Annotated in this window: 20 protein-coding genes; 16 read left to right on the top strand and 4 right to left on the bottom strand. The window is 41.4% G+C overall.

Going from position 1 to position 26305, the window contains the following annotated elements; all coding sequences use genetic code 11:
• From AC1DG9_RS10945 to AC1DG9_RS10890, 12 genes are all read left to right on the top strand, one after another.
• The coding region (locus AC1DG9_RS10945; RefSeq protein ID WP_477634626.1) for a polysaccharide biosynthesis/export family protein at positions 1–828 on the top strand (828 nt) is incomplete at its 5' end.
• A gap of 27 nt (positions 829–855) precedes the next feature.
• The gene (locus AC1DG9_RS10940; RefSeq protein WP_477634625.1) at positions 856–3207 is read left to right on the top strand and encodes a GumC family protein; all 2352 of its coding nucleotides are present in this window, start codon (positions 856–858) and stop codon (positions 3205–3207) included.
• A gap of 1 nt (position 3208) precedes the next feature.
• Positions 3209–4762, top strand: coding sequence for an MATE family efflux transporter (locus AC1DG9_RS10935; RefSeq protein ID WP_288883501.1), 1554 nt, complete (start codon positions 3209–3211; stop codon positions 4760–4762).
• Between the two features lie 23 nt (positions 4763–4785).
• A complete protein-coding gene (locus tag AC1DG9_RS10930; protein WP_288883500.1) occupies positions 4786–5769 on the top strand; it encodes a nitroreductase family protein in 984 nt (327 codons plus the stop codon).
• A 4-nt stretch (positions 5770–5773) separates the two neighbouring features.
• Positions 5774–6889, top strand: coding sequence for a polysaccharide pyruvyl transferase family protein (locus AC1DG9_RS10925; RefSeq protein ID WP_337718129.1), 1116 nt, complete (start codon positions 5774–5776; stop codon positions 6887–6889).
• A gap of 10 nt (positions 6890–6899) precedes the next feature.
• Positions 6900–8150 carry an O-antigen ligase family protein gene (locus AC1DG9_RS10920; RefSeq protein WP_288883498.1) on the top strand — a complete coding sequence of 417 codons (1251 nt, stop codon included), beginning with the start codon at positions 6900–6902 and terminating at the stop codon, positions 8148–8150.
• A 28-nt stretch (positions 8151–8178) separates the two neighbouring features.
• On the top strand, positions 8179–9294 hold the full coding sequence (locus AC1DG9_RS10915) for a glycosyltransferase family 4 protein (protein WP_337718131.1): 1116 nt from the start codon (positions 8179–8181) through the stop codon (positions 9292–9294).
• Positions 9295–9296: 2 nt separating this feature from the next.
• Positions 9297–10433: a polysaccharide pyruvyl transferase family protein gene (locus tag AC1DG9_RS10910; RefSeq protein WP_337718133.1), complete on the top strand. Its 1137-nt coding sequence runs from the start codon at positions 9297–9299 to the stop codon at positions 10431–10433.
• A 57-nt stretch (positions 10434–10490) separates the two neighbouring features.
• Positions 10491–12473, top strand: coding sequence for a right-handed parallel beta-helix repeat-containing protein (locus tag AC1DG9_RS10905; protein WP_337718134.1), 1983 nt, complete (start codon positions 10491–10493; stop codon positions 12471–12473).
• Positions 12470–13426: a glycosyltransferase family protein gene (locus AC1DG9_RS10900; RefSeq protein ID WP_317171721.1), complete on the top strand. Its 957-nt coding sequence runs from the start codon at positions 12470–12472 to the stop codon at positions 13424–13426. The genes AC1DG9_RS10905 and AC1DG9_RS10900 overlap by 4 nt, the downstream gene beginning before the upstream one ends.
• Positions 13423–13971, top strand: coding sequence for a CatB-related O-acetyltransferase (locus AC1DG9_RS10895; protein WP_172661992.1), 549 nt, complete (start codon positions 13423–13425; stop codon positions 13969–13971). The genes AC1DG9_RS10900 and AC1DG9_RS10895 overlap by 4 nt, the downstream gene beginning before the upstream one ends.
• 603 nt (positions 13972–14574) lie before the next feature.
• Positions 14575–16059: a Fic family protein gene (locus AC1DG9_RS10890; protein WP_337718136.1), complete on the top strand. Its 1485-nt coding sequence runs from the start codon at positions 14575–14577 to the stop codon at positions 16057–16059.
• 252 nt (positions 16060–16311) lie between these two features.
• On the opposite strand, the gene fcl is transcribed toward AC1DG9_RS10890, so the two are convergent.
• From fcl to gmd, 3 genes are read right to left on the bottom strand one after another with little or no spacing between them, the layout of a single operon-like run.
• The gene (fcl, locus tag AC1DG9_RS10885; RefSeq protein WP_288883489.1) at positions 16312–17244 is read right to left on the bottom strand and encodes a GDP-L-fucose synthase; all 933 of its coding nucleotides are present in this window, start codon (positions 17242–17244) and stop codon (positions 16312–16314) included.
• Positions 17241–17990, bottom strand: coding sequence for a WecB/TagA/CpsF family glycosyltransferase (locus AC1DG9_RS10880; protein ID WP_337718138.1), 750 nt, complete (start codon positions 17988–17990; stop codon positions 17241–17243). The genes fcl and AC1DG9_RS10880 overlap by 4 nt, the downstream gene beginning before the upstream one ends.
• A gap of 11 nt (positions 17991–18001) precedes the next feature.
• A complete protein-coding gene (gene gmd, locus AC1DG9_RS10875) occupies positions 18002–19114 on the bottom strand; it encodes a GDP-mannose 4,6-dehydratase (RefSeq protein ID WP_172661989.1) in 1113 nt (370 codons plus the stop codon).
• 433 nt (positions 19115–19547) lie between these two features.
• Here gmd and AC1DG9_RS10870 point away from each other — a divergent pair, with 433 nt between their 5' ends.
• Together AC1DG9_RS10870 and AC1DG9_RS10865 are read left to right on the top strand one after the other, a co-directional pair.
• A complete protein-coding gene (locus tag AC1DG9_RS10870) occupies positions 19548–21035 on the top strand; it encodes a UDP-glucose 6-dehydrogenase (RefSeq protein WP_477634624.1) in 1488 nt (495 codons plus the stop codon).
• Complete coding sequence (locus tag AC1DG9_RS10865; RefSeq protein WP_477634623.1) at positions 21032–21559, top strand: hypothetical protein; 528 nt, start codon at positions 21032–21034, stop codon at positions 21557–21559. Before AC1DG9_RS10870 ends, AC1DG9_RS10865 begins: the two co-directional genes overlap by 4 nt.
• Here the strand turns inward: AC1DG9_RS10865 and AC1DG9_RS10860 are convergent.
• Positions 21556–23064 (bottom strand): capsule assembly Wzi family protein, encoded by a 1509-nt coding sequence (locus AC1DG9_RS10860; protein WP_337718140.1) that lies wholly within the window; start codon positions 23062–23064, stop codon positions 21556–21558. The genes AC1DG9_RS10865 and AC1DG9_RS10860 overlap by 4 nt on opposite strands.
• A 482-nt stretch (positions 23065–23546) precedes the next feature.
• On the opposite strand from AC1DG9_RS10860, the gene AC1DG9_RS10855 reads away from it, so the two are divergent.
• Together AC1DG9_RS10855 and AC1DG9_RS10850 are read left to right on the top strand one after the other, a co-directional pair.
• Positions 23547–24938, top strand: a complete 1392-nt coding sequence (locus AC1DG9_RS10855; RefSeq protein WP_172661985.1) for an undecaprenyl-phosphate glucose phosphotransferase — start codon at positions 23547–23549, stop codon at positions 24936–24938.
• Positions 24939–24957: 19 nt separating this feature from the next.
• Positions 24958–26034: a mannose-1-phosphate guanylyltransferase gene (locus tag AC1DG9_RS10850; RefSeq protein WP_337718142.1), complete on the top strand. Its 1077-nt coding sequence runs from the start codon at positions 24958–24960 to the stop codon at positions 26032–26034.
• The last annotated feature ends 271 nt before the right edge of the window (positions 26035–26305 follow it).

The raw sequence follows: 26305 nt of genomic DNA, 5'->3' as shown, positions 1-26305 counted from the left end.
ATTATAGACTATTGCTACCTACCTATGAGAAAAAGAAAACCCAGTATCCCTTTAAAGAATTTAGCAGGATTGCTAATTACATTGTTTATTACTTCCTGCGTCAGCACCAAGAACGTCCCGTACTTTCAGGACATTTCCCTAGCAGATAAATCTGCAATGGAAAAGACGGCTCAATTTACAGACCCTGTAATTCAGCCCGACGACATACTTGCTGTGTCTATTTTTACAATAGATCCGCTAAGCTCGGCAGTGGTTAATCAAACCACCACCGGACAGGCCTTAGGAGCAAGTTCAGCATCTACCATTGGTCAGCAGCAGGTTAGCGGTTATCTGGTTGATAAGAACGGAGAGATTGAACTGGCGGTTATTGGAAAGATCAAGCTTGTGGGATTGACTACTTTTGAAGCAAGAGATCTTATCAGAAAAAAAGCTGCCGAACTTTATAACAATCCCAGTGTTCAGGTACGCTTCGCAAATTTCAAAATTACCATATTAGGAGAGGTGGTAAGACCTGCAGCTTATACCTTGCCGAATGAGAAGGTTAACATTTTAGATGCGATTGGCCTTGCCGGCGACCTCACCATTTATGGCAAACGAGAGAATGTATTGCTTATCCGTGACAACAACGGTAAGAAAGAATTCGCCCGCTTTAGCCTGAATTCCTCAGAATTATTTAACAGCCCATATTTTTATTTGAAACAGAACGATGTGATTTACGTAGAGCCAAATAAGGCACGTATAGCTGCGAACAACGCATCGAGAACCCAGACTTTTGCAATACTCGGATCAGCGCTCTCCGTTTTAATTATTTTAATTACAAGGCTTTAATCATTTTTTCATTAGTAATCATCCCCTATGAGTACAAGATCAAATCAACTTCCAAAAGATGAARGCCTGGATATTAGCAAGCTACTGCCCAAGATTATCAGAAAATGGCCATTAATATTGTTATCGGTAATAGTTTGTTTAGGCCTGGCCTATTTATACCTGCGATACACCACCCCTATGTTCYGGATTTCGGCAAGGGTTTTAGTAAACGATGAAAAAAAGGGAGGTAGCGCGCTTGGCGCCGCAGCCGATGCGCTTGGTGATCTTGGTGGCCTGCTTGGCACCAAAAGCACTGTAGATAATGAAGCAGAAATTCTGCAGACCAGGTATCTGATGGAACAGGTGGTAAAGGACATGCACCTTAATATTACCTATATTAAAAAGGGACGTGTTAACGACATAGAAATCTACAAAAGCCCGTTTACAGTTCAATTTGTTGTACCGGAAGATACCATTAAAGCAACAGGTTTTGATCTGGAACTGCTGAAAAATGGCAAAATCTCGCTAAAATCTGGCCTGTTAGATACTGTAGTAGAGTTTAACGGTAAAATCACTTTCCCTAAAGTCGGGACATTTATCATTACCAAAACACCCGGACAGCTTTTTGTTCAAGATGAACGCTATAAGTTCTCTATTGTTTCCATAGATGAGAAGGTAGCCGGATTAATGAACGACCTGAGCGTATCAGTTGGAAATAAGCTGATCACGGTAATTGACCTGACCATTAATCACCCCATTCCTAAAAAAGGTGAGGACATTTTAACCGAGCTCATTCATAAGTACGTTCAGGGAAATATTGATGATAAAAACGAAGTTGCCGACAGTACCATTAAATTTATAAGGAACAGGCTGGCCTTTATCAGCTCGGAACTGGGTGACCTGGAAGGGAACATTCAGGGTTTTAAGCAAAAAAACAACCTTGCCGACATGACCGAGCAATCTAAATTGCTGGTGCAAAATACCAGTTCATTTATGAATGAGTTGTCGAAGGTAGAAACGCAGCTGAGTATCCTATCGAATCTGCAGGAATACTTAAAAGATGAAAGTGGAAACCGCGTACTACCCAGTTCAATTTTGCCGGGAGATATGGTTTTTACGGGATTAATTGATAAGTATAATGCCTTGCTTTTAGACCGCGACAGAAGATTGCTTGGTGTAACGGAAACGAACCCGGTGATTACCAATTTGGATAAACAGATCAAGAACATGCGCACGGATATGCTGGCCAATCTGATCTCTACTAAAAACGGATTGGAGATTACCAAGGCGCAGTTGCAAGGACAGATGAAATCGGTTGAAGGACAAGTTCAGCAGATACCTGCTACCGAAAGAAATTATTTAAACCTGGCCAGACAACAACAGATTAAGCAGGAGCTATACATCTACCTGATGCAAAAGAGTGAGGAAACGGCGATTTCCAAAACCTCTAATATCGCGAATTCGCGGACTATTGATCCGCCAAAATCTGAATTTAAGCCTTTTAGTCCAAAGAAATCTGTAGTGGCATTAGTTGGTTTGTTTATGGGTCTGGCCATCCCAATTGGGATCATCTACCTGCTGGATGTTTTAAATAATAAAATAAATACCAAGGAGGACATTACTGAAGCCACAGAGGTTCCGATTTTAGGAGAAATTAGCCATAGTGATGATTCGGCTAACCTGGCTGTTTCTGACAATTCAAGGTCTGCCATTTCAGAACAGTTCAGGGCATTAAGAACCAATTTGTCCTTTTACCATAACGAAAACGAAAAAACAAAGGTTATTTTGCTTACCTCCAGCATGTCTGGAGAGGGAAAGTCCTTTGTGGCAATTAACCTGGGCAATGTGTTGGCCATTACCGGAAAGCGTGTGTTGCTGATGGAGCTGGATTTAAGAAAACCGGGTATGTCTGGTAAATTAAATACCTCCAATGGTGTTGGTTTTACCAATTACGTTGTCGACAAAAGCCTTACCGCTAAGGATATTGTAAAGCCTCTGGATATCCACGAAGACCTGTTTATTGTAAGTTCTGGCCCTATCCCGCCAAACCCTGCGGAAACGTTGTTAAATCCGCGTACCAAGGAGTTAATAGATGAGCTCAGAACGCAGTTTGACTATATAATTATTGATGCCCCGCCAATAGGTATAATTACCGATGCCCAGTTGCTTGAGCCCCATGCTGATGTTTGCCTGTATTTAGTGCGGCATAAGTTTACGCTTAAAAACCAGCTGCATATTGTAGATGATCTGTTCCGTACCAAAAAAATGAAAAAAATAGGAATAGTAATAAACGATATCGTGCTGTCTGATTCCTATGCTTATGGCTATGGTTACGGCTATGGCAGTTATGGAGAGGAAATAGCGAAAAAAGGTTTCTGGAAACGAATTTTTAAAGGGTAATATGAAAGCCGCTAAAAAAGTTTTTTACAACACCGGTTTCCTTTACGGAAAAGTGGTGATTACCATGTTTATCGCATTGTTTTCGACCCGTTTGATATTGAAATCTCTGGGAACAGAGGACTTTGGTATCTTTAATTTGCTGGCCGGGGTTATTCTGATGCTTTCTTTTTTGAACGGCGCGATGACGGTAACTACCCAGCGCTACCTCTCGTTTTTCCTTGGAAAGGGGGAAGTAGACAAAAACAAAGAGGTATTTAAAACCAGTATCACCCTACACTTAATTATTGGATTGCTGGTTGTTGCCCTGCTGGAAATTGCCGGACTGTTTCTTTTTGATGGCGTGCTGAATATACCGGCCGCCAGGATTGAAACGGCAAAGTATGTTTTTCATTTTATGGTGGTGAGTACATTTTTTACCATAAATGCAGTGCCGTACGATGCCGCAATTAATGCAAACGAAGATCTTTTATTTGATTCGTTAAGTGGTATTCTGGAGGCGGTATTGAAACTGGGTATTGCCTATTACCTGTTGTATACACACTTTGATAAGCTGATCACCTACGGGATTCTGATTGCTGCGGTAACTATCCTGATCAGGATGATCAAGACGATCTGGTGTTCGGTAAAGTATGCAGAATGTAAGTTTAGTTTCGGCTTTTCGGCCAATTACACGCTGCTGAAGGAAATGGCCTCGTATGCAGGATGGAATTTGTTTGGGGCCTTGTGTTATGTGGCCAGCTCTCAGGGGCTGAGCATCATATTGAACAGGTTCTATGGCGCTAAGATCAATGCATCTTATGCGGTTGCCAATCAGGTTAACTCCCAAATGCAGTCCTTTTCGGTCATGATGGTAAGGGCCTTTAATCCGCAGATCGTTAAAAGTGAAGGGGGGGGCGACAGGGAAAGGATGATCAGACTGGCTACTCAATCCAGTAAGTTTTCTGTTTTCTTGCTGCTGTTCATGGTTATTCCCATGCTCATTGAAATGCCCTTTATTTTGAAGTTCTGGTTATCCAATGTACCTCAGTATACTGCTGCCTTTTGTACGATTGTACTGATGACCAGTGTCGTTAGTCAGATGTCGACTGGATTGAAAACAGCAGTTCAGGCTACTGGCAAGATTAAACTATATCAGTCCGTTGTAGGGTCCACCGTTTTACTCACTTTGCCACTTTCGTATTTTCTGCTTAGATCCGGTTATCCGGCCTACTCAGTTTTAATTGGCGGGCTGTGCCTCGAAGCGATTTCGCTGGTGATCAGGCTAAGGATTGTTCACACCTTAACGGGCTTGTCTATAAGTGCTTTTTTCAAGAATATCATTCTAAAGGTTGCGGTGATTACTGCAGTGGGAATAGGGGTGTCATTTTTACCGGGACTTTTTATGCCGGAGGGCTTTATTAGGTTGGGTGTGGTACTGGCACTGAGCTTCTGCTCTACCTCGTTATTGATATGGAATTACGGCTTTGTGCAAGCTGAACGTGATATGGTGGCCGGAATTGCAAAAGGCCTTACAAAAAAGTTATCCGGAATTCAGGTGAAATTCGCCGGAAAATAAATAAGATAATAAAATTTAATTATATGTCTTTCATAAAAAAAATCGTCCCGAAAAAAGTTAAAATCATAGCCAAGTTGTCGAAACTTTATGCTTACGATTTTAATCGATTTATTAAGAATTCGAATGTTTATCAAACCTTCGATACTGAAAACAAACTTAAAGGCAAGCTAACCATCTATTACCATGTTTTGGAGAAGGGGCTGACCATGCCCGATACCAGGCTTGGGTTTGGGGAGCCTGTTGTGCTTGAACTGATAGATATGATGAATATGTATTTGGATAAAAAATACAATTTATCTAGTCTGGAGTTCGTTCATTCCATGAATGTACTGGAAGAATATGTTGAATTCCATGACAAAAAAAGCTTTGCGTTAAAGCAGGCCATTACCGATCAGGTAGCCAAATTAAGGCTGAGAATTACCGCATACGAAACACCAAAACAATTTGAATTTGACAGAGACGTTTATTTCGCCCACAGGGAATCGTCGTTCGATAAGTTCTGCCTTTCCAGATACAGCTCCAGAAATTACAGCGATGTGCTGATTCCCGAAGAGGTGTTGATGAAGTGCGTAAGGCTGGCGCTAAAATCGCCTACCTCCTGCAACAGGCAGGTGAACAGGATTTACATGGTCAGATCTGCTGAGATGAAGCAGGAGGTGCTGAAACTGCAATATGGCAACAGGGGATTTGGGCATCTGGCTGATACCCTGTTTGTGATCACAGCTGATATTTCAGTTTTCCAGGGCCCAAATGATAGAAATGAATCTTTTGTGAATTCAGGGATGTTTGCGATGTCGCTATTGTATGCGCTGCACAGATATGACATTGGTGCCTGCCCTTTGAACTGGAGCGTGGAGGTGCACAGGGATTTGAAATTAAGACAGCTGCTGGGCATCCCGAACAATGAAAGAGTGGGTCTGGTGGTTTCCTGCGGATACCTGCCTGAGAAAATTAAAATAGCATCCTCGCCAAGGCTGGATGCAGAAGAAGTGGTTAAAATTTTATAAGGACATGAAAGACCAACAAACAAAGAATATTGGGTTAGTTACCTTCCATAATGTGTACAACTATGGAGGCGTTTTACAGGCTTATGGCTTATGCAGGGCACTGGAAACACATAATATAGAGTGTATCGATTATCAGCAGCAGGATCTTGATCTGAAATACAATCATAAACTGTACGACGGCAGAAGATCACTAAAGCAGAATGCGAAACATTTTGTAAAGCACTTTATTTTAAAAAAAGGGGTTAAAAAAGAAAATAAGATCAAAGAGTTTATTACCGAGTATATCCCCTTGAGTAAGGGTTCTTATAAGAACCTTACTGAGGTGGATGTAAACAGTAAGCAATATGATGTACTGATCAGTGGCAGCGATCAGATCTGGAACCCTCAGTTTACCGGAGGCAAGCTGGATCCTGTGTACTTGCTGGCCTTTGGAAACGACAGGGTAAAAAGATTGTCGTACGCCTCCAGTGCGGGTGCGCATAAGTTCGCCAATGGCGACAGGAAGACTTTAACTGCATCTTTAGGTGCCTATAAGAACATCTCGGTAAGGGAGCAGTTTTTAAAGGATCAGATTTCAACCTTTATGGATAAAGATGTGCAGGTGGTGGTGGATCCGACATTATTGCTGACCGGTGAGCAGTGGAGGACGATTGCCAAACCGCTGTCGCGCGAAATACCAAAGGACTATGTACTGATCTATACCTTTGACAACAATAGTGTTTGCATTAACCTGGCAAAAGACATTGCTAAAAAATTAGGCTGCAAGGTGGTGTTCATCAGCAGTAAAAAACAGAAAGCCGATCTGGTTGATGTGTGCTTAGAGGATGTCGGGCCTAATGAATTCATCTGGTTGTTTGATAATGCCAGGTTTGTGGTAACCAATTCTTTCCACGGAACTACTTTCTCCCTTATTTTCCAAAAGAACTTTTACAGCATTTATAAGAATTCTAACCCTTACAGGGTATTGAACTTATTGGAGGTACTGGGGCTGAAGGATCGGTTGATCAAAAATACGGACGATCTGGCTGATGTGACTGCGCCTATTGACTATACCATTCCATCGAAATTATTAAGTGAACGTAGGGAAGACTCAATTAAATTTTTATTTGACTCCCTGTAATAGATACTAAATGACAGTTACTGAAGAACTTTTACCCGAGCAGCAGATAGAAAGCGAAGAGCAGATAGAAAAGAAGTCGAAACTGATCTCATTCATTCTGATCTTTAATCTTTCTTACTTCTTCTTTTTCAGGCCATTAAATTTAAATGATGACCTGTTAAAGGCATTCTATTATGTGCTGTTAGCCGGGATGATCTTCTATTCGAGAAATTACATATTCGGGTCGTACAGGGACAGGTTCTCTTATGTCATAAGGACGATGTCGTTGTTTACTTTCATCTCCGTATTTTGTGCAACGCTGTTCTGGAAACAGGGTTTCCTGGATACCTTCATTTCGACCATCCCTAATTTTTCGTTCCTGTTTTACTTCTATTTAGCAAAGAGCCAACCCAAAATGAATGAGGTGGAGCGCTTTATATGGGTGTTTGTGGCCATTTACCTGGTCTGCTTTTATGTGGGGCTGGCGGTTTCCCCGTTCAGGCTGTTTAAAGGCTACGGTGAGTTGGATAAGGAGATTGATACGAGTCGCGGGATTTCGAGAATAAGGCTCACCTTGATTGGGGCAGGTCCGCTTTACCTTGCCTATTTTCTGTCCATTTCGAAAATAAAGTATGCTTTTAATAAGAAATGGGTGGTGGTATGTGTGGTATTGTTTGTGACCATTGTGCTCCACCTGGGCAGACAGGCGATTATTTTCAGCTTCATTTTAGGCTTGCTGTATTTTCTGGATAACCTGAGTTTGATGAAAAGGCTTTTGGTTGTTTTTGGCTTTGTTGCAGCCTTTTGGGTGCTTTTGATCGTGAGTCCGGTGATCTCTGCATTAATTGAAAAAAGTGAGACGGAGTATTCCGGTCAGAAGGAAGGAGATGAGAACCCGAGGGTGGGAGCTTACCGGTTTTATTTTACAGAGGTCTCTCCGAATGTGATCACCGATTTGCTTGGCAATGGCAGGTACTCGCTTGGCAAATCAAAATACGGAGATTTTATAGATAAGTATGGGCGCTCTCAGGGCTATGTGGCTGCTGATGTGGGCTACGCCTCTATATTTTTATATTTTGGTTTTGTAGGGCTGTTCCTGTTTTTCAAACTCCTGATCTCTACTTTGAGAACCCGGGTGCCGAATGAATTTGCCTACGCAAAATATTACATTTTTTTCCTGTTCCTGGGCAATATTGCAGGGAGCACATTATTAGGAACTGTCCCCGTTTTATGCGTCGCTTTATATGTGATCAATATTTCCAGAGAGCTGGTTTATAAGTAATAAGTTTTAAACAATAAAATTAACGTATATGTGTAAAGTTAAAGTTGTCCACGTTGTTCATGATTTCCTTTTTGGCGGAATTGAAGCCTTTCTCTTTTATTTAACCCAGGCGCAGGCAAAGAATCCGGAGCTTGATGTGAGTATACTTTGCTGTCAGGATAAAGATGCGGTTGCCAATAAACGGATCGTTAATACGGGAATCCCGATCTTTTATGTGAAGCTAAATCCTTTTGACTATAACATAAGGACGTATAAAAAGATCCTGAAGATCACCAATACACACGACATTGTTCACCTGCATATCTTTAAGCCGCTAATGGCTGAGGCGCTGCGCTTTTCTAAGGCGAAGATCATCTATACCAATCATAGTGCGGGAGTAGACGGCCGGCCGGATACCATTTCTTTTAAAGCGAAAACCAGATTGCTGGTGCGCTTTCTGAATTCTATTTGCGATTCGGTGACCAATAATTCACTCTACACAAAAGATTTCTGGATTAAGATGGGGGTTAAAAATCCATCTAATTCGGTGATCTATAACGGGGTTCTGTTTAAGGATAGCTGGAATGAAAAACGGGCACTGGAGGAGTTTCCATCCTTGAATGAAAAGTTCATTATAGGCACCACCTCCAGGTTTATCAGCTGGAAGCGGGTGGAGTATTTGATTGAGGCTTTTTTTGAGATGCAAAAGAATAACGATGATGTGATGTTATTGCTGGTTGGTGATGGAGAGACCAGAGAAAAGCTGACGGCTTATGTAGAAGAGTTGGGGATAACCAAAAAAGTAATATTTGCAGGATTTCAAACCAATGTGATCGATTACCAGGCGGTAATGAATTTATGTGTGTTTGCATCGAGCTCTGAACCTTTTGGTTTGGTTGCAGTTGAATGTTTGCATCTGGGCAAACCAACAATTGTATTTAAAGATGGTGGTGGCATAACAGAGATCATTGAAGGCATAGAAAAGGATTTTATTGTTGATGATATCCCGCAGCTGACCAGCTTATTGCAAGCAAAATATACGGAGTTTGCGGAAGGTGAGGTTGATGATTCGGCCCAAAAACGGATTGAATATGCGGAAAAGTTTAATGTTGTGGAGATCGAAAAGGAGTTTTATGATTTATACAAACAAACGGTAAATTTTTAGTTATGAAGAGCTTTATATATCCTTCGAGAATAAAGGATTCTAACCTGGGTGATGTTTTGATCAATGCCTTGCTGATACGCGAAATATCAAAATTCGGAAAGGTTTTTATAGATGGTAAAGTGCCCTCATTGTATGACCTGGTGACCTTAAATAATCCCTTTGCTAAAAACATCGTTATTGTTGAGGGGATTAAGGCTTTTGAGGGTAAACCGGTACTGAGGTGGCTGAATTTAGCCTCGGTTATTGGTAAGGTTGACTTCGTTTTTGACCCTCCGGGCGCCTATTTTGAAGGTAAGGATGCGGCTAAGGCAAAGTTTAAGTTTTATAAGTATTTTTTGAGAGCGGTAGTATTGAAGACCGCCAAAATAGGCGTGCTCAGGTGGGGCGTGAGTTTGGGCCCATACTCTGATGGCGGCTATGCTGATCAAAGGAAACTCTCGAACGTTTATACCGATATAGCGGTTAGGGATTCTAATAATTATGACCATTTGAAAGAGAAGGGTTTTAACAATCTTTCTTTGATTGATGACCTGGCGTTTTTATATGATATCGGTGATTTTCAAGCTGTAATTGACCGCGTTGAGCTGGATTATAAGGGCGACAATTATGTGGTGGTTTCTATAAGGGGTGATATTGAGGGTAAGGAGCTGAACAAGGCTTATTTGGATCAGATTGCAGTGAACCTGATGCGGATGTTTGCAGATACGATTGTAAAAAATGAAGAGATTGTTCTGGCCTATCAGGTGGTAGARGACCTGGAGTCTTTACAGTACCTGAAAGACATTTTAGAACGGAACAATTACAAGTGTAAGCTGCTGGATAAGCAATTGAGCTTTGCACAGGCTATTGGCCTTTATGCGGGTGCAAGATTTCTATATACAAACCGCTTGCACGTAGCTTTATTGTCTATTTTAAACAATACGGTGCCTATTATTCTGACGGATCTGAAATTGCACCATAAGCTGGTGAATGTGTTTAAGGACCTTGATCTTGAAGCACTGTTGATTGATACCAAACCGGATACCGAGATTAAGTTTAGCATAGATGCTGAGCATTCTTATCTGGAAAAATTCAGTCATTTTAAAAAACAAAAGGCCAAGACAATTACCGATCATTTTGGCCGGCTTTTCCTGAACTAAAGCTGCGCAACAGTTTACGTTAATAGGATACATTTTGAAATATTAATTATGAAAAGTATGAGGTTATTGGTTTTTTTTCTTCTCTGTTCATTCAATATTTTCGCTCAAAATAATGATAAGATTTTTTATGTTGCTCCTGGTGGAAACGATCAGTCGGCCGGAAGCATAGATCAGCCTTTGCGCAGCTTAAATGGCGCATTGCAAAAGGCTGCCTCCGTAAAAGGTGGATCCGTTTCCATCCTGATCAGGGGTGGCACTTATTTTACGGATAAAACAATAAACATTGGCAGTAACGACAATGTGAAGCAGCTTACCATTGCCAATTATAAAGGCGAAAAGGTGCTGCTTAGCGGAGGAGTTAAAATTGATAGATCTGCTGTGAAGAAAACTGCTGCAAGCATTTATCAGATTGACCTGAAGAAAGCAGGCATCGCCGACTATGGTGAGTTGCAGCAGCATGGCCATAGAAATGCCGTTACCGCTCCGCTGGAGCTGTTTTATAAAGGTCAGGCTATGGAGCTGGCCAGGTGGCCAAACAAGGGCTTTTTGTCTATTGGAAAGGTTAGTAATCCGGGAATAAAGGATAAGCGTGTGACGGGTGCTCAGGCAGGGGCGGTGTTTGCGTACAGCGGAGACCGGCCCGCAAAATGGAAGAAATCGGACCAGGTATGGGTGAGTGGTTTTCTGGCCAATGGGTTTGCAAACGATAATGTGCCGGTTAAATCTATCGATGGAAATGAAATAACTTTAGATGCTACTACGAGTTATGGCGTAAAAAGTACGGATGAGGCATCGCCTTTCAGGAGGTTTTTCTTTTACAATATCCCGGAAGAACTGGACAGTTCAGGCGAGTATTATTTAGACAGAACAACCGGGATTCTATCTTTTTACCATTCGGGTGATCTGGCAGATGAGCTCTTTGTTTCTGTGTGCAGTACGCCTATCATTTCCTTAATCAATTCAAATAATGTAACCTTAAGCGGATTGGAAATTGGTTATGGCAGGGATATGGGTATTTATGCGCAGGGCACCAAAAACATTAACATCAAGAACTGTACGATAATGAACCTGGGTACGGTGGGTATCGGGATTGGAAAGAACACTGCTGATAAATCTTTGTATAAGAGTTATGAAGAGCTGATCTCTTTTGATAAGACCTCGGCTTTTGCCATAAAATCGTGCAAAATCTACAATACCGGAACCGGAGGTGTTTTCATGACAGGAGGTGATAGACAAAATCTATTGCCGGCAGGGAACATAATAGATAATACTGAGATTTACAATTATGCAAGAAGGAATTGGGTGAGTTCTCCGGCTATATTTTTGGGTGGGGTAGGCAATACCATAAAGAACTGCTTTATTCATGATAGCCAGGGACAGGCAATTATGTACTGGGGAAATAATCATGACATCTCGTACAATAAAATTCAAGATGTGGTGCAGGAAATAAATGACCAGGGCGCGGTGTATACGGGACGCGACCGCTCATCAACAGGGACGCGGATCCATAACAACCTTTTTGAGAATTTGGTGAGCCCCAGAGGCTATATGGTTGCCGCGGTATACATAGACGATGGAAGTGGAGGCATTAAGGTGGACAGTAATGTTTTTAAAAACTGTGGATCTGTACAGGGTAAGCAGAAGTTTGGTGCAGTTCATATAAATGGCGGCGGGGACAATACATTTGCCGACAATAACTTTGTGAACTGCGGGCTGGCGGTTTCCATGACTTCCTGGACTGATGAGAAATGGAAGGCGCTGATGGGTACAAAAGAGATGAGCAAGAAGCTGAAGAGTGATGTGAATTCAAATTCGGCACTTTTTCTAAAGCGGTATCCCTATTTAAAGAAGCTGGCTTCAAATGATTACAGGCCGGGACCAAATAAATTCAAAAATAGTTTATGTATAAATGTTGGCCGGTTTTCGTCGAATAAATCGGTATTAGACAGCAATACGATTTCCCTTGGTAAGGATCCCCGAGGGGCTGCTTTAAAAGGATTAAAACAAATTAATGTTTCGAACATCGGACTGAGAAAATAAAAATTCTTATCCGCAAAAAAAATAATCAAACCCTATCTAAAAAAATGAATATAGCYCCAATTTTATTATTTACCTATAAGCGGCTGGATACCCTGAAAACTACGGTTGAAGCGCTTGCAAAAAACGAACTCGCAGCGGATAGCGAGCTCTTTATTTTCTCTGATGCTGCCAAAGTTGAAAAGGATGAAGTGATTGTAAAGCAGGTTAGAGATTTTATAAAAACCATAACCGGATTTAAAGCGATTACAGTAGTGGAGGCAGAGAAAAACAAAGGCCTGGCGAAGTCGATCATTGACGGCGTTACTTCTGTTTTTCAGAAATTTGATACGGTTATTGTGCTGGAAGATGACCTGAGTACCACCAGTAATTTTCTTACCTTCATGAACACCTGCCTGGAGAAATACAAGTCGGATCCGGCGGCATTTTCTATTTCGGGTTATGCTTTTAACCTGGGGCAGTCTAAGGATGATCATGATGATGCTTATTTCTTAAAGCGTGGTTGGTCCTGGGGCTGGGCTACCTGGAAAGATCGCTGGTCGGATGTGGATTGGGCGGTTAAAGACTATGCGCTTTTCAAAAAGGATTCCAGAGCACAAAGAGAATTTGCTGTTGGCGGTTCGGATTTGAACAAGATGCTGGCCGAGCAAATGGAAGGTCGCCTCGATTCCTGGGCGATACGTTGGTTCTACCATCAGTTCAGGAAGGGCGGGTTGACGATTTATCCGGTTTTCTCGAAGGTATTTAACAATGGTTTTGACCAGTTCGCTACGCATACCAATGGTTCCGGCAGAAGGTATTTGCCTGCATTGGATACCGAAGAACGGATGAGCTTTTCCTTGCCGCATAAAGTTCAGGTAAATCAATTTTATCAAAATAAGTTTATCCTTAAAATGGGATTGGTATCGAGAATCATCTCGAAAATTGAAACAATTTTTCAAAGGGTGTTCAAATGAGTGTAGTAGGCTTAATAAAGGATTTGAGGGATTTGTATCTGGCCAAAATAAAATGGGCCAGGTACGATATTGCAGAGGGTTTCCATGCGGGTGTAAGGGTAAGGTTGTGGGCGAAAAATCAGATTAAGATCGGTAAGCATTTTTACATCGGGAGAGATTCGTTAATAGAGACGGATTGTGTGATTGGCGATTATGTAATCTTTGGAAACAGGGTGGGTATTGTTGGGCGGTATGACCATCATTTTCAGCAGGTAGGTACGCCGATAAGGATTGCCTCGTCTATTCGTGAAGAAAGCTACGATTGGAAGGGCAAGGGCCTGGTGACCAGGATTGGCAATGATGTTTGGGTGGGCTACGGTGCAACGATAATGCAGGGGGTGGTGATCAATGACGGAGCAATTATAGCCGCGGGATCTGTAGTGACCAAGGATGTGGAGCCGTATAGTATTTATGGCGGGAACCCGGCCAGGAAAATTAAGGACAGGTTTGACTCGGAAGAGGAATTGAGTAATCATTTGAGGGAATTGAATAGCATGATTAGCTAGAGGTTCTTTATTCGTGAAGTTCATTTCACATATTGGGCCTGTCAGTTCTAGTGGGTATTTACCCAAAAAGATGTTTGGGACCCTGTTGTAGAAAACGCGTCTCAAAGTGAATTTAAAAATTGACATTTTCCGGCAGCCGGCGCTGGATATACTTCCGGATTGATCGTATAAAAAGATTTATAGATAGTTACCGATATCACATGGGCAAGGATAAAAGCATGCATAATATTTCGTAGCTCCTCATCTCAGCGTTTTTGGATATGTGGGTAGGGTTATAGCTAACTGCCGGCGGTGTTATCCTGAGAAATTTGGGTATGTTATCGAATTGCGATTAGAAATTTAACATTTTTCTGGTTTTATGCTGAGTTAGCATTGAATTTTTGCAGGGTATCCATTTGCTTTATTCTTTAATAATGCTGACTGTAACTTTCGATCTTCTTCGAAAGTCAGTATTGAGGTACGTAAAGGGTGTCAATTAAAATTCTGATTTTGTACTTATGCTTAAAAATTTGTAATTTTAACATTATTGTAATTAAAAATTTAACAAACGCTCCCATTTAAGTCAAATTGACCTTAGATTTTTGCATCCTAAATCTTCAAACTATGGATAAGCACACTCCTTTACATTTGCAGGAAATTATATTTTCTTCAAGTAATCCTTCGATTAGCAGAAGTATTTCCTATCTGGAAAGATCAGGGCAGCTTAAGAAGATTGCTCCCAGGATTTATACGTCTAATTTAAATGAATCTCCTGAAACCATCATTCGGAGAAACCTCTTTAAAATCATTGGTCATTTGTTTCCAGGGATTATGTTGAGTCATCGTACAGCTTTGGAGTATAAACCCACAAGTACGGGTGATATGTTCTTTACTTATCCTTCACAGCGGATAGTTAAACTTCCTGGAATTACTTTAAATCTTATGAAAGGTCCGGGGACAATGGAAAGGGATACTTTAAATGAAAACTTGCGTGCATCCAGTCAGGAACGGGCATTCTTAGAGAATCTTCAGGAATCACGTAAGCCCGGCCCCAAATCTAAAACATTAACCATACCTGAATTAGAAGAACGATTGGATAATATTGCAAGGAGCCGTGGTGAACAAGGGCTTAACGAATTCCGTGATCAGGCACGTCATATCAGCGAAGAATTGGGGATGCAAAAAGAATTCGAGAAGCTTAATAAATTAGTCGGTGCTATTCTGACCACGAAACCATCCAGTATTTTAAGATCTCCTCTAGCTATTGCAAGAGCGTTTGGTCATCCTTATGATCCTGTAAGGATCGCACTGTTTGAAAAGCTTTTTGTAGAGCTGCAACAACGGGAGTTTGTTAATCTACCCGAAAGAAATACAACTCAGCTGGCCTTTCGTAATTTTGCTTTTTTTGAAGCATACTTTTCTAATTTTATAGAGGGTACTAGATTCGAAATCGAAGAAGCGAAGCAAATCATAGAAACTAGCAGGCCTCTACCCTCCAGAGACGAAGATTCACATGACATTCTGGGGACTTACCATTTGGTTAATAACACCAAAGAAATGTCAATTACTCCTGATTCTCCCGACAGACTTATGGAAATTCTCCAGTATCGGCATAAAATTTTACTTAGCGCAAGACCCTCGAAAAACCCCGGGTTATTTAAGGCCAGAAACAATCAGGCTGGCGATACATCATTTGTAGACCATGGGTTAGTAACCGGGACATTGACGCAAGCCTTTGATTTTTATAAGGGGCTGAAGAATCCTTTTGCAAAAGCAGTTTATATGATGTTTATGATTAGTGAGGTGCATCCCTTTGATGATGGAAATGGAAGGATTGCACGAGTGATGATGAATGCTGAATTGGTTTCAGCAAGACAGACTAAGATTATCATTCCGACAGTATTTCGAGAAGATTACCTTGGAGGATTACGCGGGCTTACCCGAAGACAAGAGCCAGATACCTATATCAGGATGCTGCAAAGAGCACAGCTTTTTAGTTCTGTGTTGGTTGGGGAGGATATGGCTAAAATGCAGGAGATACTGGAATATAGCAATGCATTTAAAGAGGGTGAAGATTATATTCTCCAATTTGTTGACCCAAGTGCTTAGGCCAAAGAATGGGTTTCGACCGAATAGTATGGTGGTAGACTAAAGAAATGGATTGTCGAAAATTGCTAAAACAGATTTGCCAGGAGATTTTTAAAAAATGCGCTAATCGTGTAACAACAGGAGGTTTAGGTGTATGGATGCAAAAATCACGGTGTTGACATTAGGGAAAACMATGACCAGAGGGATCAAAAAAAGAGGACGCCCGATGTGGTGCGTCCTCTCAGCTTAGGGAGGTTAGGTATTAATAGGGACTTAATTCCAATTCATTTCCTTTACTTCATTATATACTTTTTTGATTCCTTCTTCGAGGGATACTTTTGCTTTCCAGCCTTGTGCATTTAATTTGCTTACATCCATTAATTTTCTGGGTGTGCCATCTGGTTTAGAAAGGTCTTTGATGACTTCACCCTGGTAGCCCACAACTTTTACCACAAGGTCGGCTAAGTCTTTAATGGAGATGTCTTCGCCTACGCCAATGTTAACCAGGCCTGGTTCGTTGTAAGTTTCCATCAGGTGGATGCAGGCATCCGCAAGATCATCTACATATAGAAACTCTCTTTTTGGTGTTCCTGTGCCCCAGATGGTCACTGAAGGCTCTGCATTGTTTTTTGCAGCAATTACCTTTCTGATCAATGCGGGTAAAACATGTGAGTTGTTCAGGTCGTAATTGTCATTAGGGCCGTACAGATTGGTAGGCATAACAGAGATGTAATTACAGCCATATTGTGACCGGTAAGCATCACACATTTTAATGCCGGCGATCTTTGCGATGGCATACGGCTCATTGGTTTGCTCCAGCTCGCCTGTGAGCAGATATTCCTCTTTTAAGGGTTGTGGTGCCATTCTGGGGTAGATGCAGGACGAACCCAGGAACATCAGTTTGGTCACGTCATTCAGGTACGAGGCATGGATCACGTTGTTCTGGATCATTAAATTCTCGTATAGAAATTCGCCCCTGAAGACATTGTTTGCCATAATACCGCCCACTTTAGCTGCGGCCAGGAATACATATTCCGGTTTTTCGGTTGCGAAAAAGTCGTTTACTTCCTGTTGATTCCTTAAATCTAATTCTTTTGAACTGCGTGTGATAATTTGGGTATAGCCTTGTTGCTGCAATTTTCTTGCTATTGCAGATCCGACCATACCGTTGTGACCGGCTATATAGATTTTTGAAGTATGTTTCATGACTTGGTTTTCAGTTTTTCTTTGGCAAGCAAGTATAAAAACTTACTGTTTGTTGTTAAATACCTCTTAAATAGTCTTTTTGGTTCCTGTATTAAGCGATAAACCCATTCCAGACTATTGTCCTGCATCCATTTTGGTGCCCGCTTTTGTGCGCCTGTGAATACAGGTAGTGCACCTCCGATACCAATCATTAATGCAGGGACTTTGCCTTTCATTTCGGCCATCCACATTTCTTGTTTAGGGCAGCCCAGGGCAACAAAGATCAGGTGAGCGCCGGAATCTTTAATCCGTTGCTCATCCTCCAGCTTTTCTGCGTCAGTAAGCTTGCGAAAGGGTGGGGAATACAGGCCTGCTACCCTTAAAGTTGGATAAGCCTCGCGGATATACGTTTCTGCGGTGTTCAGTGTTTTCTGATCGCCACCGTAGAAATAAACAGACAGGTCGCTTTTCTCGCACTCGGCAAGGAGTGCAGGCAGCAGACTCATTCCGTCTACGCGGTCCTGTTTCAGGTTGTATTCATATTTGAAGCCTTGCGCCAAAGGCATACCATCTGGAGTTACGATATCGGCCTGATTTACCACATCTGCATATTTAGGGGTGTTGTGTGCCTCAATGAGCATATGCACATTGGCAACACAAACGTAAGATGAAACCCTTTCTATGGCGTATTTAAGAATAGCGCCTATAAATTCGTTGTACGATCCACTTGATACATCAATGGAAAGAAGTCGTTTTTTTACTAACATAATGATGCATTTTATTCAAATTGATTTTTAACTGCATATCCTGATTCTTTTAGCATTCTTTCCTTTTGGAAGTGCTGTAAATCTGAGTTCATCATATCGTTGACCAATCCTGCCAGGTCATATTTTGGCTCCCATTTTAATTTTTCTTTACATTTTGAAGGGTCACCGATCAATAGGTCCACTTCTGTAGGGCGGAAGTAACGCTTGTCTACTGCTACAACTTCTTTCCCGATTTCGACCAGGTAGTCCGGATTGCTGCAGGAAACAACTGTTCCTACTTCGTCTACACCTTCGCCGGTAAACTCAAGGGTGATGCCTACTTCATCAAAGGCCATTTTGATAAAATCACGTACGGTAGTGGTAATTCCTGTTGCGATCACGAAATCCTCAGGGGTGTCATGCTGCAGGATCAGCCACATGGCTTCAACATAATCTTTGGCATGTCCCCAGTCTCTTCGTGCATCGAGATTTCCCAGGTATAATTTATCCTGCAATCCCAGTGCGATTTTAGCCGTTCCGCGAGTKATTTTTCTGGTTACAAATGTTTCTCCGCGTAATGGACTTTCATGGTTGAAAAGTATGCCGTTGCAGGCAAACATACCGTAAGCTTCGCGATAGTTGACCGTGATCCAGTAAGCGTACATTTTTGCAACCGCATAAGGTGAGCGCGGATAGAAAGGAGTAGTTTCTGACTGTGGCACTGCCTGTACCAGACCATATAGTTCAGAGGTTGAGGCCTGGTATACTTTTGTTTTCTTTACCAGCCCCAGAATTCTGATGGCTTCCAGGATTCTGAGTGTTCCTATGCCATCGGCGTTGGCGGTGTATTCAGGAGTTTCGAAACTTACCTGAACATGGCTCATTGCACCTAAATTATAAATCTCATCAGGCTGTACTTGCTGAATGATCCTTATTAAGTTAGTTGAGTCGCTTAAATCTCCGTAATGTAATACGAAGCGGATGTCGCTTTCGTGTGGATCCTGATAGAGGTGATCAATACGGTCGGTGTTGAATAGCGAGCTGCGACGTTTAACGCCATGCACTTCGTAACCTTTTTTTAACAGCAAATCTGCCAGATATGCTCCGTCTTGTCCTGTAATACCTGTGATAAGTGCTTTCTTCATAAATAGGGATGATTTAATTGGGAATGATTTACTTGTTTTTTAAAATTTGAGGCAAAAACAACAATTTGGTGGTGTTGTTTGTGTATGCTTGCCTTATTTGTTTGTAAAAATAAGGTTATATGATGAGAATTGGTAATTATTTATGATAAAATAGTAAATTTTTTTATCTTTTTTAGTTTATATGTGCTTAAAGCTTGAGTTTTTGCCTTCTATTATTACTATAATGATATATTATTATGAATAATTGGTTATTTTAATATTATTTTTTTGTTAAAAATGGGAAGTCTTGTTCTTTTTGTAGCTTAAATTATATATTTGTAAGGCATTTGGTTGTTTTATGCAAAAAAAATGACGATCAATGTTATCTTTTTGTTAAGTTTTATTAAAAATCATCTGAATCCTTATTGTTTTACTTAAATAATGTTAACTTATCATGCAAATTACAAACATATGTTGTATCGGAGCCGGTTATGTAGGTGGCCCTACAATGGCGATTATTGCTAAGCAGTGTCCTGAAATAAAAGTAACCGTGGTGGACCTGAATGAGGCCCGGATAGCTGCCTGGAACGACCAGGATATGGACAATATGCCGGTGTATGAGCCGGGGCTTAGCGATGTGGTTGCTCAAGCCAGGGGTAGGAATCTCTTTTTCTCTACTGATGTGGATAAAGCCATAGACGAAGCGCAAATGATTTTCATTTCTGTGAATACGCCAACCAAAACTTATGGTTCGGGCAAGGGGATGGGCGCGGATTTGAAATGGATTGAATTGTGTGCAAGGCAGATTGCAAGAGTTTCGAAGTCAAATAAAATTATTGTGGAGAAATCGACCCTGCCTGTAAGGACCGCAGAGGCGATAAAGGATATTTTGCAATATGCAGGCAATGATATCGAATTCCAGGTATTGTCTAATCCTGAGTTTCTTGCTGAAGGTACTGCGGTGGAAGATCTGCTGAATCCTGATCGGGTGCTGATTGGTGGGGATTCTTCGCCGGAAGGCAAGCGTGCTATTGAGTCGCTGGTTGAAATTTATAACAACTGGATTCCCAGAGAGCGTATTTTAACAACTAATGTATGGTCATCTGAGCTTTCTAAATTGGTTGCGAATGCATTTTTGGCGCAGCGGATCTCTTCGATCAATGCGATATCTGAGTTGTGCGAGAAAACTGAAGCGGATGTAAATGAAGTTGCCAGAGCGATAGGGATGGATAGTCGTATCGGTCCTAAGTTCCTGAAAGCGTCTGTAGGTTTTGGTGGTTCGTGTTTTCAAAAAGACATTTTAAACCTGGTATACATATCGAGGTCATTCGGGCTGACGGAGGTAGCTGATTACTGGGAGCAGGTGATCATTATGAACGATCATCAGAAAAAAAGATTTGCGTTAAATATTGTTCGTAAACTTTACAATACGGTATCGGGTAAAAAGATTGCGTTTTTGGGCTGGGCTTTTAAAAAGGATACCAATGATACCCGTGAATCTGCAGCGATCTATGTGGCAGATTATTTGTTGAATGAGCAGGCTGAACTCCGGGTGTATGATCCGAAGGTGGTTGAAAGGCAGGTTTATGCGGATCTGGATTATTTGGGTTCCAGAACTGCTGAGCAGAACAGGGCGAGTATAGGTGTTGGGGCTGATCCTTATGAGGTGTGTAAAGGTGCGCATGCAATAGCTGTGCTTACGGAGTGGGACGAGTTTAAGGATTACGATTGGGAAAGGATTTATGACGGCATGTTGAAGCCGGCAAAAATTTTTGACGGACGAAATTTGCTGGATGCAGACAAATTAAGGTCGATTGGCTTTATTGTTCAGTCTATAGGAACCAAGTCTTTAAAGAAGCAGCTGGGGATGCTCCTTTCTCGGTCATCAATGCAGATGACTTTTACGGGTTTGATGCCTTTAAGCAATCGTTCGATTTTTTGAGTAATGGTATTGAGGATGGCAAGTATGCTTGTGTTGGATATGAGTTGAAAAATACGTTAAGTGATAACGGATCGGTTACCAGGGGAGAGATCAATGTGAATGCCGATGGTAATATTATTGGCATTACAGAACGGAAAGAAATCTACAAAAAAGACGGAAAAGCATTTACTAAAATTGCAGGGGCTGATCTTGAGCTTGCTTTAGATACCAAGGTTAGCATGAATTTCTTCTGTTTTACGCCGGCCTTTGTGAATTGGAGTGAACTGGAGTATTATAAATTCCTGGATGCGAATCTGGATGACCTGAAAGCAGAATTCCTGATTCCTGAGGTAACCGATACGCTGATTAACTCGGGGAAAGGTGCGGTGAAAGTGATTCCTACCGAGGCCAGGTGGTTTGGTGTTACGTTCAAAGAAGATGCGCCCATTGTGAAGGCGCAACTTCAAAAACTTAGTGATCAGGGGGTTTACCCTGCAAATTTATGGGAGCGGGAAGTGCTCTCGGTAGTTGACCAGGGGGCTTAAAAGCCTTTGATCAACCGAAGCGACGCTCCGAAGGAATTATTTAAAAGCTTGCCCTGGTCCAGCGCTGTAGCAAAACCAATCCTGTAATTATTTTTCAACGCCTTTAGTCCTTCAAGGTAGACTGAAAATTGCTGAACCGGGATGAATATGTTGTTGGACCTGGGGCTGCTGTTGTTTCCTGTTGTATTTCCGTAAATACTTGTTCCGAAGGTTCCGTAGTTCCAGGAATGAGTGATTTTAGTTGCAAACGTCCAGGTATCAATTTCACCTTCAAAACCCAGGTGTACTGCTACAACCCTGTTGTTGATAAAATAGTCTGCCTTTTTTGATGCCTGACCTTCTCTTGCGTCGCTTGCGGGCGTGATCAGGGGATTTCCGATCCCTGGTCCAAAGTAAGACCAGCCATTTCGGTAAAAGGCATTGTTGTAGTAGTCTTCGTCGCCGGACTTGGTTTTTTTAGACCATGGATAGCCTGCCTGATCTTTGGAGTAAAAGAATTCAAATAGCGCTTTTTTCCATTTGAATCCGCTGATTTTGGTGTTTTTGTCGTTGTTTTCGATGCTGACCCCATTTAGACCATCGGCAATGTTGGCGAGCTTTGCCAATGCCCCAACATCATAGAAGTTCTGGCGGTAGATCATGATCTTGAATTTCTCGAAGTTGTATTCGGCACCCAGGTCCAGTGATCCGATCTGGTTGCCGATCTTGGAGCGCCCAACGCCTTTGCCTTTATATGTTTTTCCCAGGAAGACATAATAAAGTGTTTCGAATTTGGATAGGTCGAAGTCCGCGCCGTAAAGATCTTTTTCGTTGCCCCAGAAAGTCTGGTGGTTGAAGCCTCCGTAGAGTTTTAGTTTCCAGTCGGGCTTGCCGATCCGCATGTAAAGGGACTTTTGATGTAAATAGCTGCTTTCTGTGGAGCCTTTTATTTTTCCGAGCAAGCCATGTGCGAAATTTCCCTTTATGGAAAAAAGGCCCTGGAATACCGGGATCGTATAGTAGTTCGGGATGGAGATCTCTAATTTAGGGATGCCCAGTGCGTTCCCTGACATGGTGAAGTTACCTGAGCTTAATGAGGTGTCGCCGTTTAGTCCCATTACATCCTTGCTTCTGCCGGCTTTTAGCTGGAATACGCCAACTCTTAATTTTGCGTAGGCTTCAATTAGGGTGAGGTTGGATTTATTGCCTGCATTTCCTCTTCCTTCGAAACCCATGCCCCAGTCGACTAGTTTTTTTCTGTTGCTATTGCTGTCGGTTTGCAGGTACTGGCTGTAAGGTTTATATGCTCGGAGGATAAGACTGCCGGATACGCCCTCGAGCGGTACGGATCCATATTGATTTGAGCGCATCCAGAAAGGTACTACATCTCCGGTGGTTCCCGTGGCTTGCAGTTCGGCTTCTGTCTGGATTTTATCGAAAATTTGGGCGTTTGTTTTGACGACAACCGTAAAGGTTATAAATAGAAAAAGTACTAAAGATCTGATAATAGGGTAGATAAAATTCATAGGGTTGATGTGATTTGTGTTCGATGTACAGGATAAAACGAATTATTTTTTGATTTTCTTACATTTTTGATGTTATTTTTTGGTTAAATATTGCTTTTAACAATTTATTTACATTTAGTTGTTGATTATTTAATGTTAAAAGTATAGTTTTAGTATTTTTTGGTTTGAATTTTGTTGATTTATTGATGTAAAATTACTTTTTTGCTGAAAATTATATCAAATATATTCTTTTTTCTGCTTAAAAATTTTAAATTTGTGTATGTTTTACACTAAGTCCTCTCCGTAATATGAATTAAACGACGAAATACCAGAAAATACCATTAATAACAGACATATAAATAAAAATCACTCCCTATGATAATAAAAAAAGTCTTAACAACAGGAGGTGTCCGAGTCATCGGTACCTGTATAGTGCTTGGGTTTGCATCAAATCGAATGTACTATGAAATTATAATTGCGGATAATACTAATCCTGAATTCCTATGTTAACACGTTACATCTACCTCCTCAGATATGTTTTGCTAATTACTGATGTAATTATGCTAAACATCGTCTATTTTAGCGCATATTACCTCTCTCTTAGTTTTGGAAAGTCAATTCCAGATGAACTTCACCAGCATTATCTTGTGGTTTGCAATTTAATCTGGCTATTTAATACCGCCGTATTTGGTTTGTATACACTGTATGGTGCCAGAAAACTCACCAGGATCTATCGAGGAACCTGGAGAAGTGTAGCTTTGCACATTGTCCTGTTTACCGGATACCTGATGTTGTCGAAGGATCATGACTTTTCGAAAACCTTCCTGCTGACCTTTTATGTCCTGCTTTGCTTTTCTTTCTTATTGAACCGTTTCTTGGGTACTGCGATACAGTACTATTTCTTAACCCGGTTTAACGGTGCGAAAAAAGTTGCCGTAATGGGCTCAAACCGAACTGCTGTCCGGATTTCGAATTATTTCCAAAAACAAAGGAACATACAGTTTTGTGGCATTGTTGGTGGTGATGAGCACATGTTTTCGGTGAGTGGGAATGAACTTTCTGAAGCGACCTGTACCAAGCTTGCAGAGGCTGCGGGTAATGGTGTGGTGGATCTTTACGTTGCCGTGGCGCCGGAAAGAATGACCGATGTGAAGCCACTTATGCTGGAAGCCGAAAAGCATTGTATCCGGCTTAAATTTATTCCTGATTTCGGAGGGTCTTTAGGGACTCCTTACACCGTAAGTTATCTGGGGGGTGAGTTTCCCATCATAACGCTCCGTAAAGAGCCACTTGAAGAAATGAGCAGCAGATTCAAAAAACGTTTGTTTGATGTGGTATTCAGCTCTTTGGTGATCATTTTTATTTTGAGCTGGCTTTATCCTTTAATCGCTATACTGATAAAGATGCAAAGCAAAGGACCTGTTTTGTTTAAACAGCTGAGAAGCGGCAGGAATGATGAGCCTTTCTGGTGCTATAAGTTCAGGAGCATGAAGGTGAATGATGCCAGTGATAAGAAGCAGGCCACTAAGGATGATGACCGAATTACGCCTATAGGTAAATTTCTGAGAAGATCCAGCTTAGATGAAATGCCCCAGTTCTTTAATGTATTTATGGGTAGCATGAGCGTAGTTGGTCCAAGGCCTCACATGCTGAAACATACCGAAGAATATAAAGCCATAATCAACCAGTATATGGTGAGACAGTTTTTGAAGCCCGGAATAACCGGCTGGGCGCAGGTTAACGGATTTAGGGGAGAGACAAAAGCGACCGAGGATATGGAGAACCGTGTGAAATGCGATATCCACTACCTGGAAAACTGGGATTCTATGTTCGATGTGAAAATTATTTTTATGACCGTATTAAATGTGATGCACGGTGAGGATAATGCTTTCTAATTTTTAACCTATAAAATTAATGAAAAACACCTACGTTTTAATTTTGGCAGGAGGCATCGGAAGCCGTTTCTGGCCAAAAAGCAGGAATAACTTTCCTAAGCAGTTTATTGATATTTTAGGTACTGGAAAATCATTGTTGCAGCTCACTTTTGAGCGATTTTCTGAGCTTTGTCCGCCCGAGAATATATATATCTTAAGTAATGATCAGTATGCGGGTTTGATTGCTCAGCAATTACCGGAGCTGCCGGTATCAAATATTATTGCGGAACCTACCAGAAACAATACCGCACCCTGCATCGCCTATGCGTCCTTTAAAATCGCAGACCTGAATCCGGAAGCAAATATTATCGTTGCCCCTTCAGATCAGCTGATATTGAAGGAAGATATTTTCCTGGAGAAGATCCGGATAGCGCTTGATGGGGCAGATAAAGATGACAGGTTGTTTACGTTAGGCATTTCGCCAAGCAGACCGGATACAGGTTATGGATATATAAAATATAACCCGACCACCTCAGGTGAGATACATCAGGTGATTCAGTTTCTGGAAAAACCAAACCTGGAAAAGGCTAAAGAATTTGTGGCCAGTGGTGATTACCTGTGGAATGCCGGCATTTTTGTATGGAATGTAAAATCGATATTGAAAGCTTTGGAAATACATGCACCCGAGATCTATGATCTTTTTAATAAAGGAAAGGTTTTTTACAATACCGAAGGCGAGAAAGATTTTATAAAGGAATATTACCCATTGTCGCCTAATATTTCCATTGATTATGCCATCATGGAAAAAGCCGACAATGTTTATACTGTGCCGGGTGATTTTGGCTGGTCGGACCTTGGGACCTGGGCCTCCCTTTATGAGGTGCTTGACAAAGACCAGTACAATAATGTTTTTTCCGGTCACCGGGTAAATCTGGCCGAGACAGAGAATTGTATGGTTCAGATTCCGAAGGATAAAGTAGCGGTGATTAAAGGACTGAATGATTATATTGTAGTTGACGATGGCAAAATTTTGCTGATTTATCCAAAAGCCCTTGAGCAAGAGATAAAGGCGGTATCCAATAATGTAATTGAAGTTTGTGGAAATGATTTTTCTTAAGGATTTCTAATAAGGTCAAATAAAGTATGTTTTAAGAACCGGCTATCCCAGCCGGTTTTTTTGTTTTTCTCTGGATATTTTCGTCGCAGCTATCTGGTTTGGTCAGGAGATCTCTCCTTCGCTCGAGATGATTGTTATGACTCATGCAAGTATTTTTTAATATAATTTATGCCGCAATTAATTGATTACTGACATAAGGTTTCTGATGACTTACCACTGCAACCACTCTTAGGGCAATCTTATTTCTTATTGCATTTAAGATGCTCATGGG

This window comes from Pedobacter sp. 05L430, from assembly GCF_056397585.1.
This window is presented reverse-complemented; position numbering and strand designations above follow the sequence as displayed.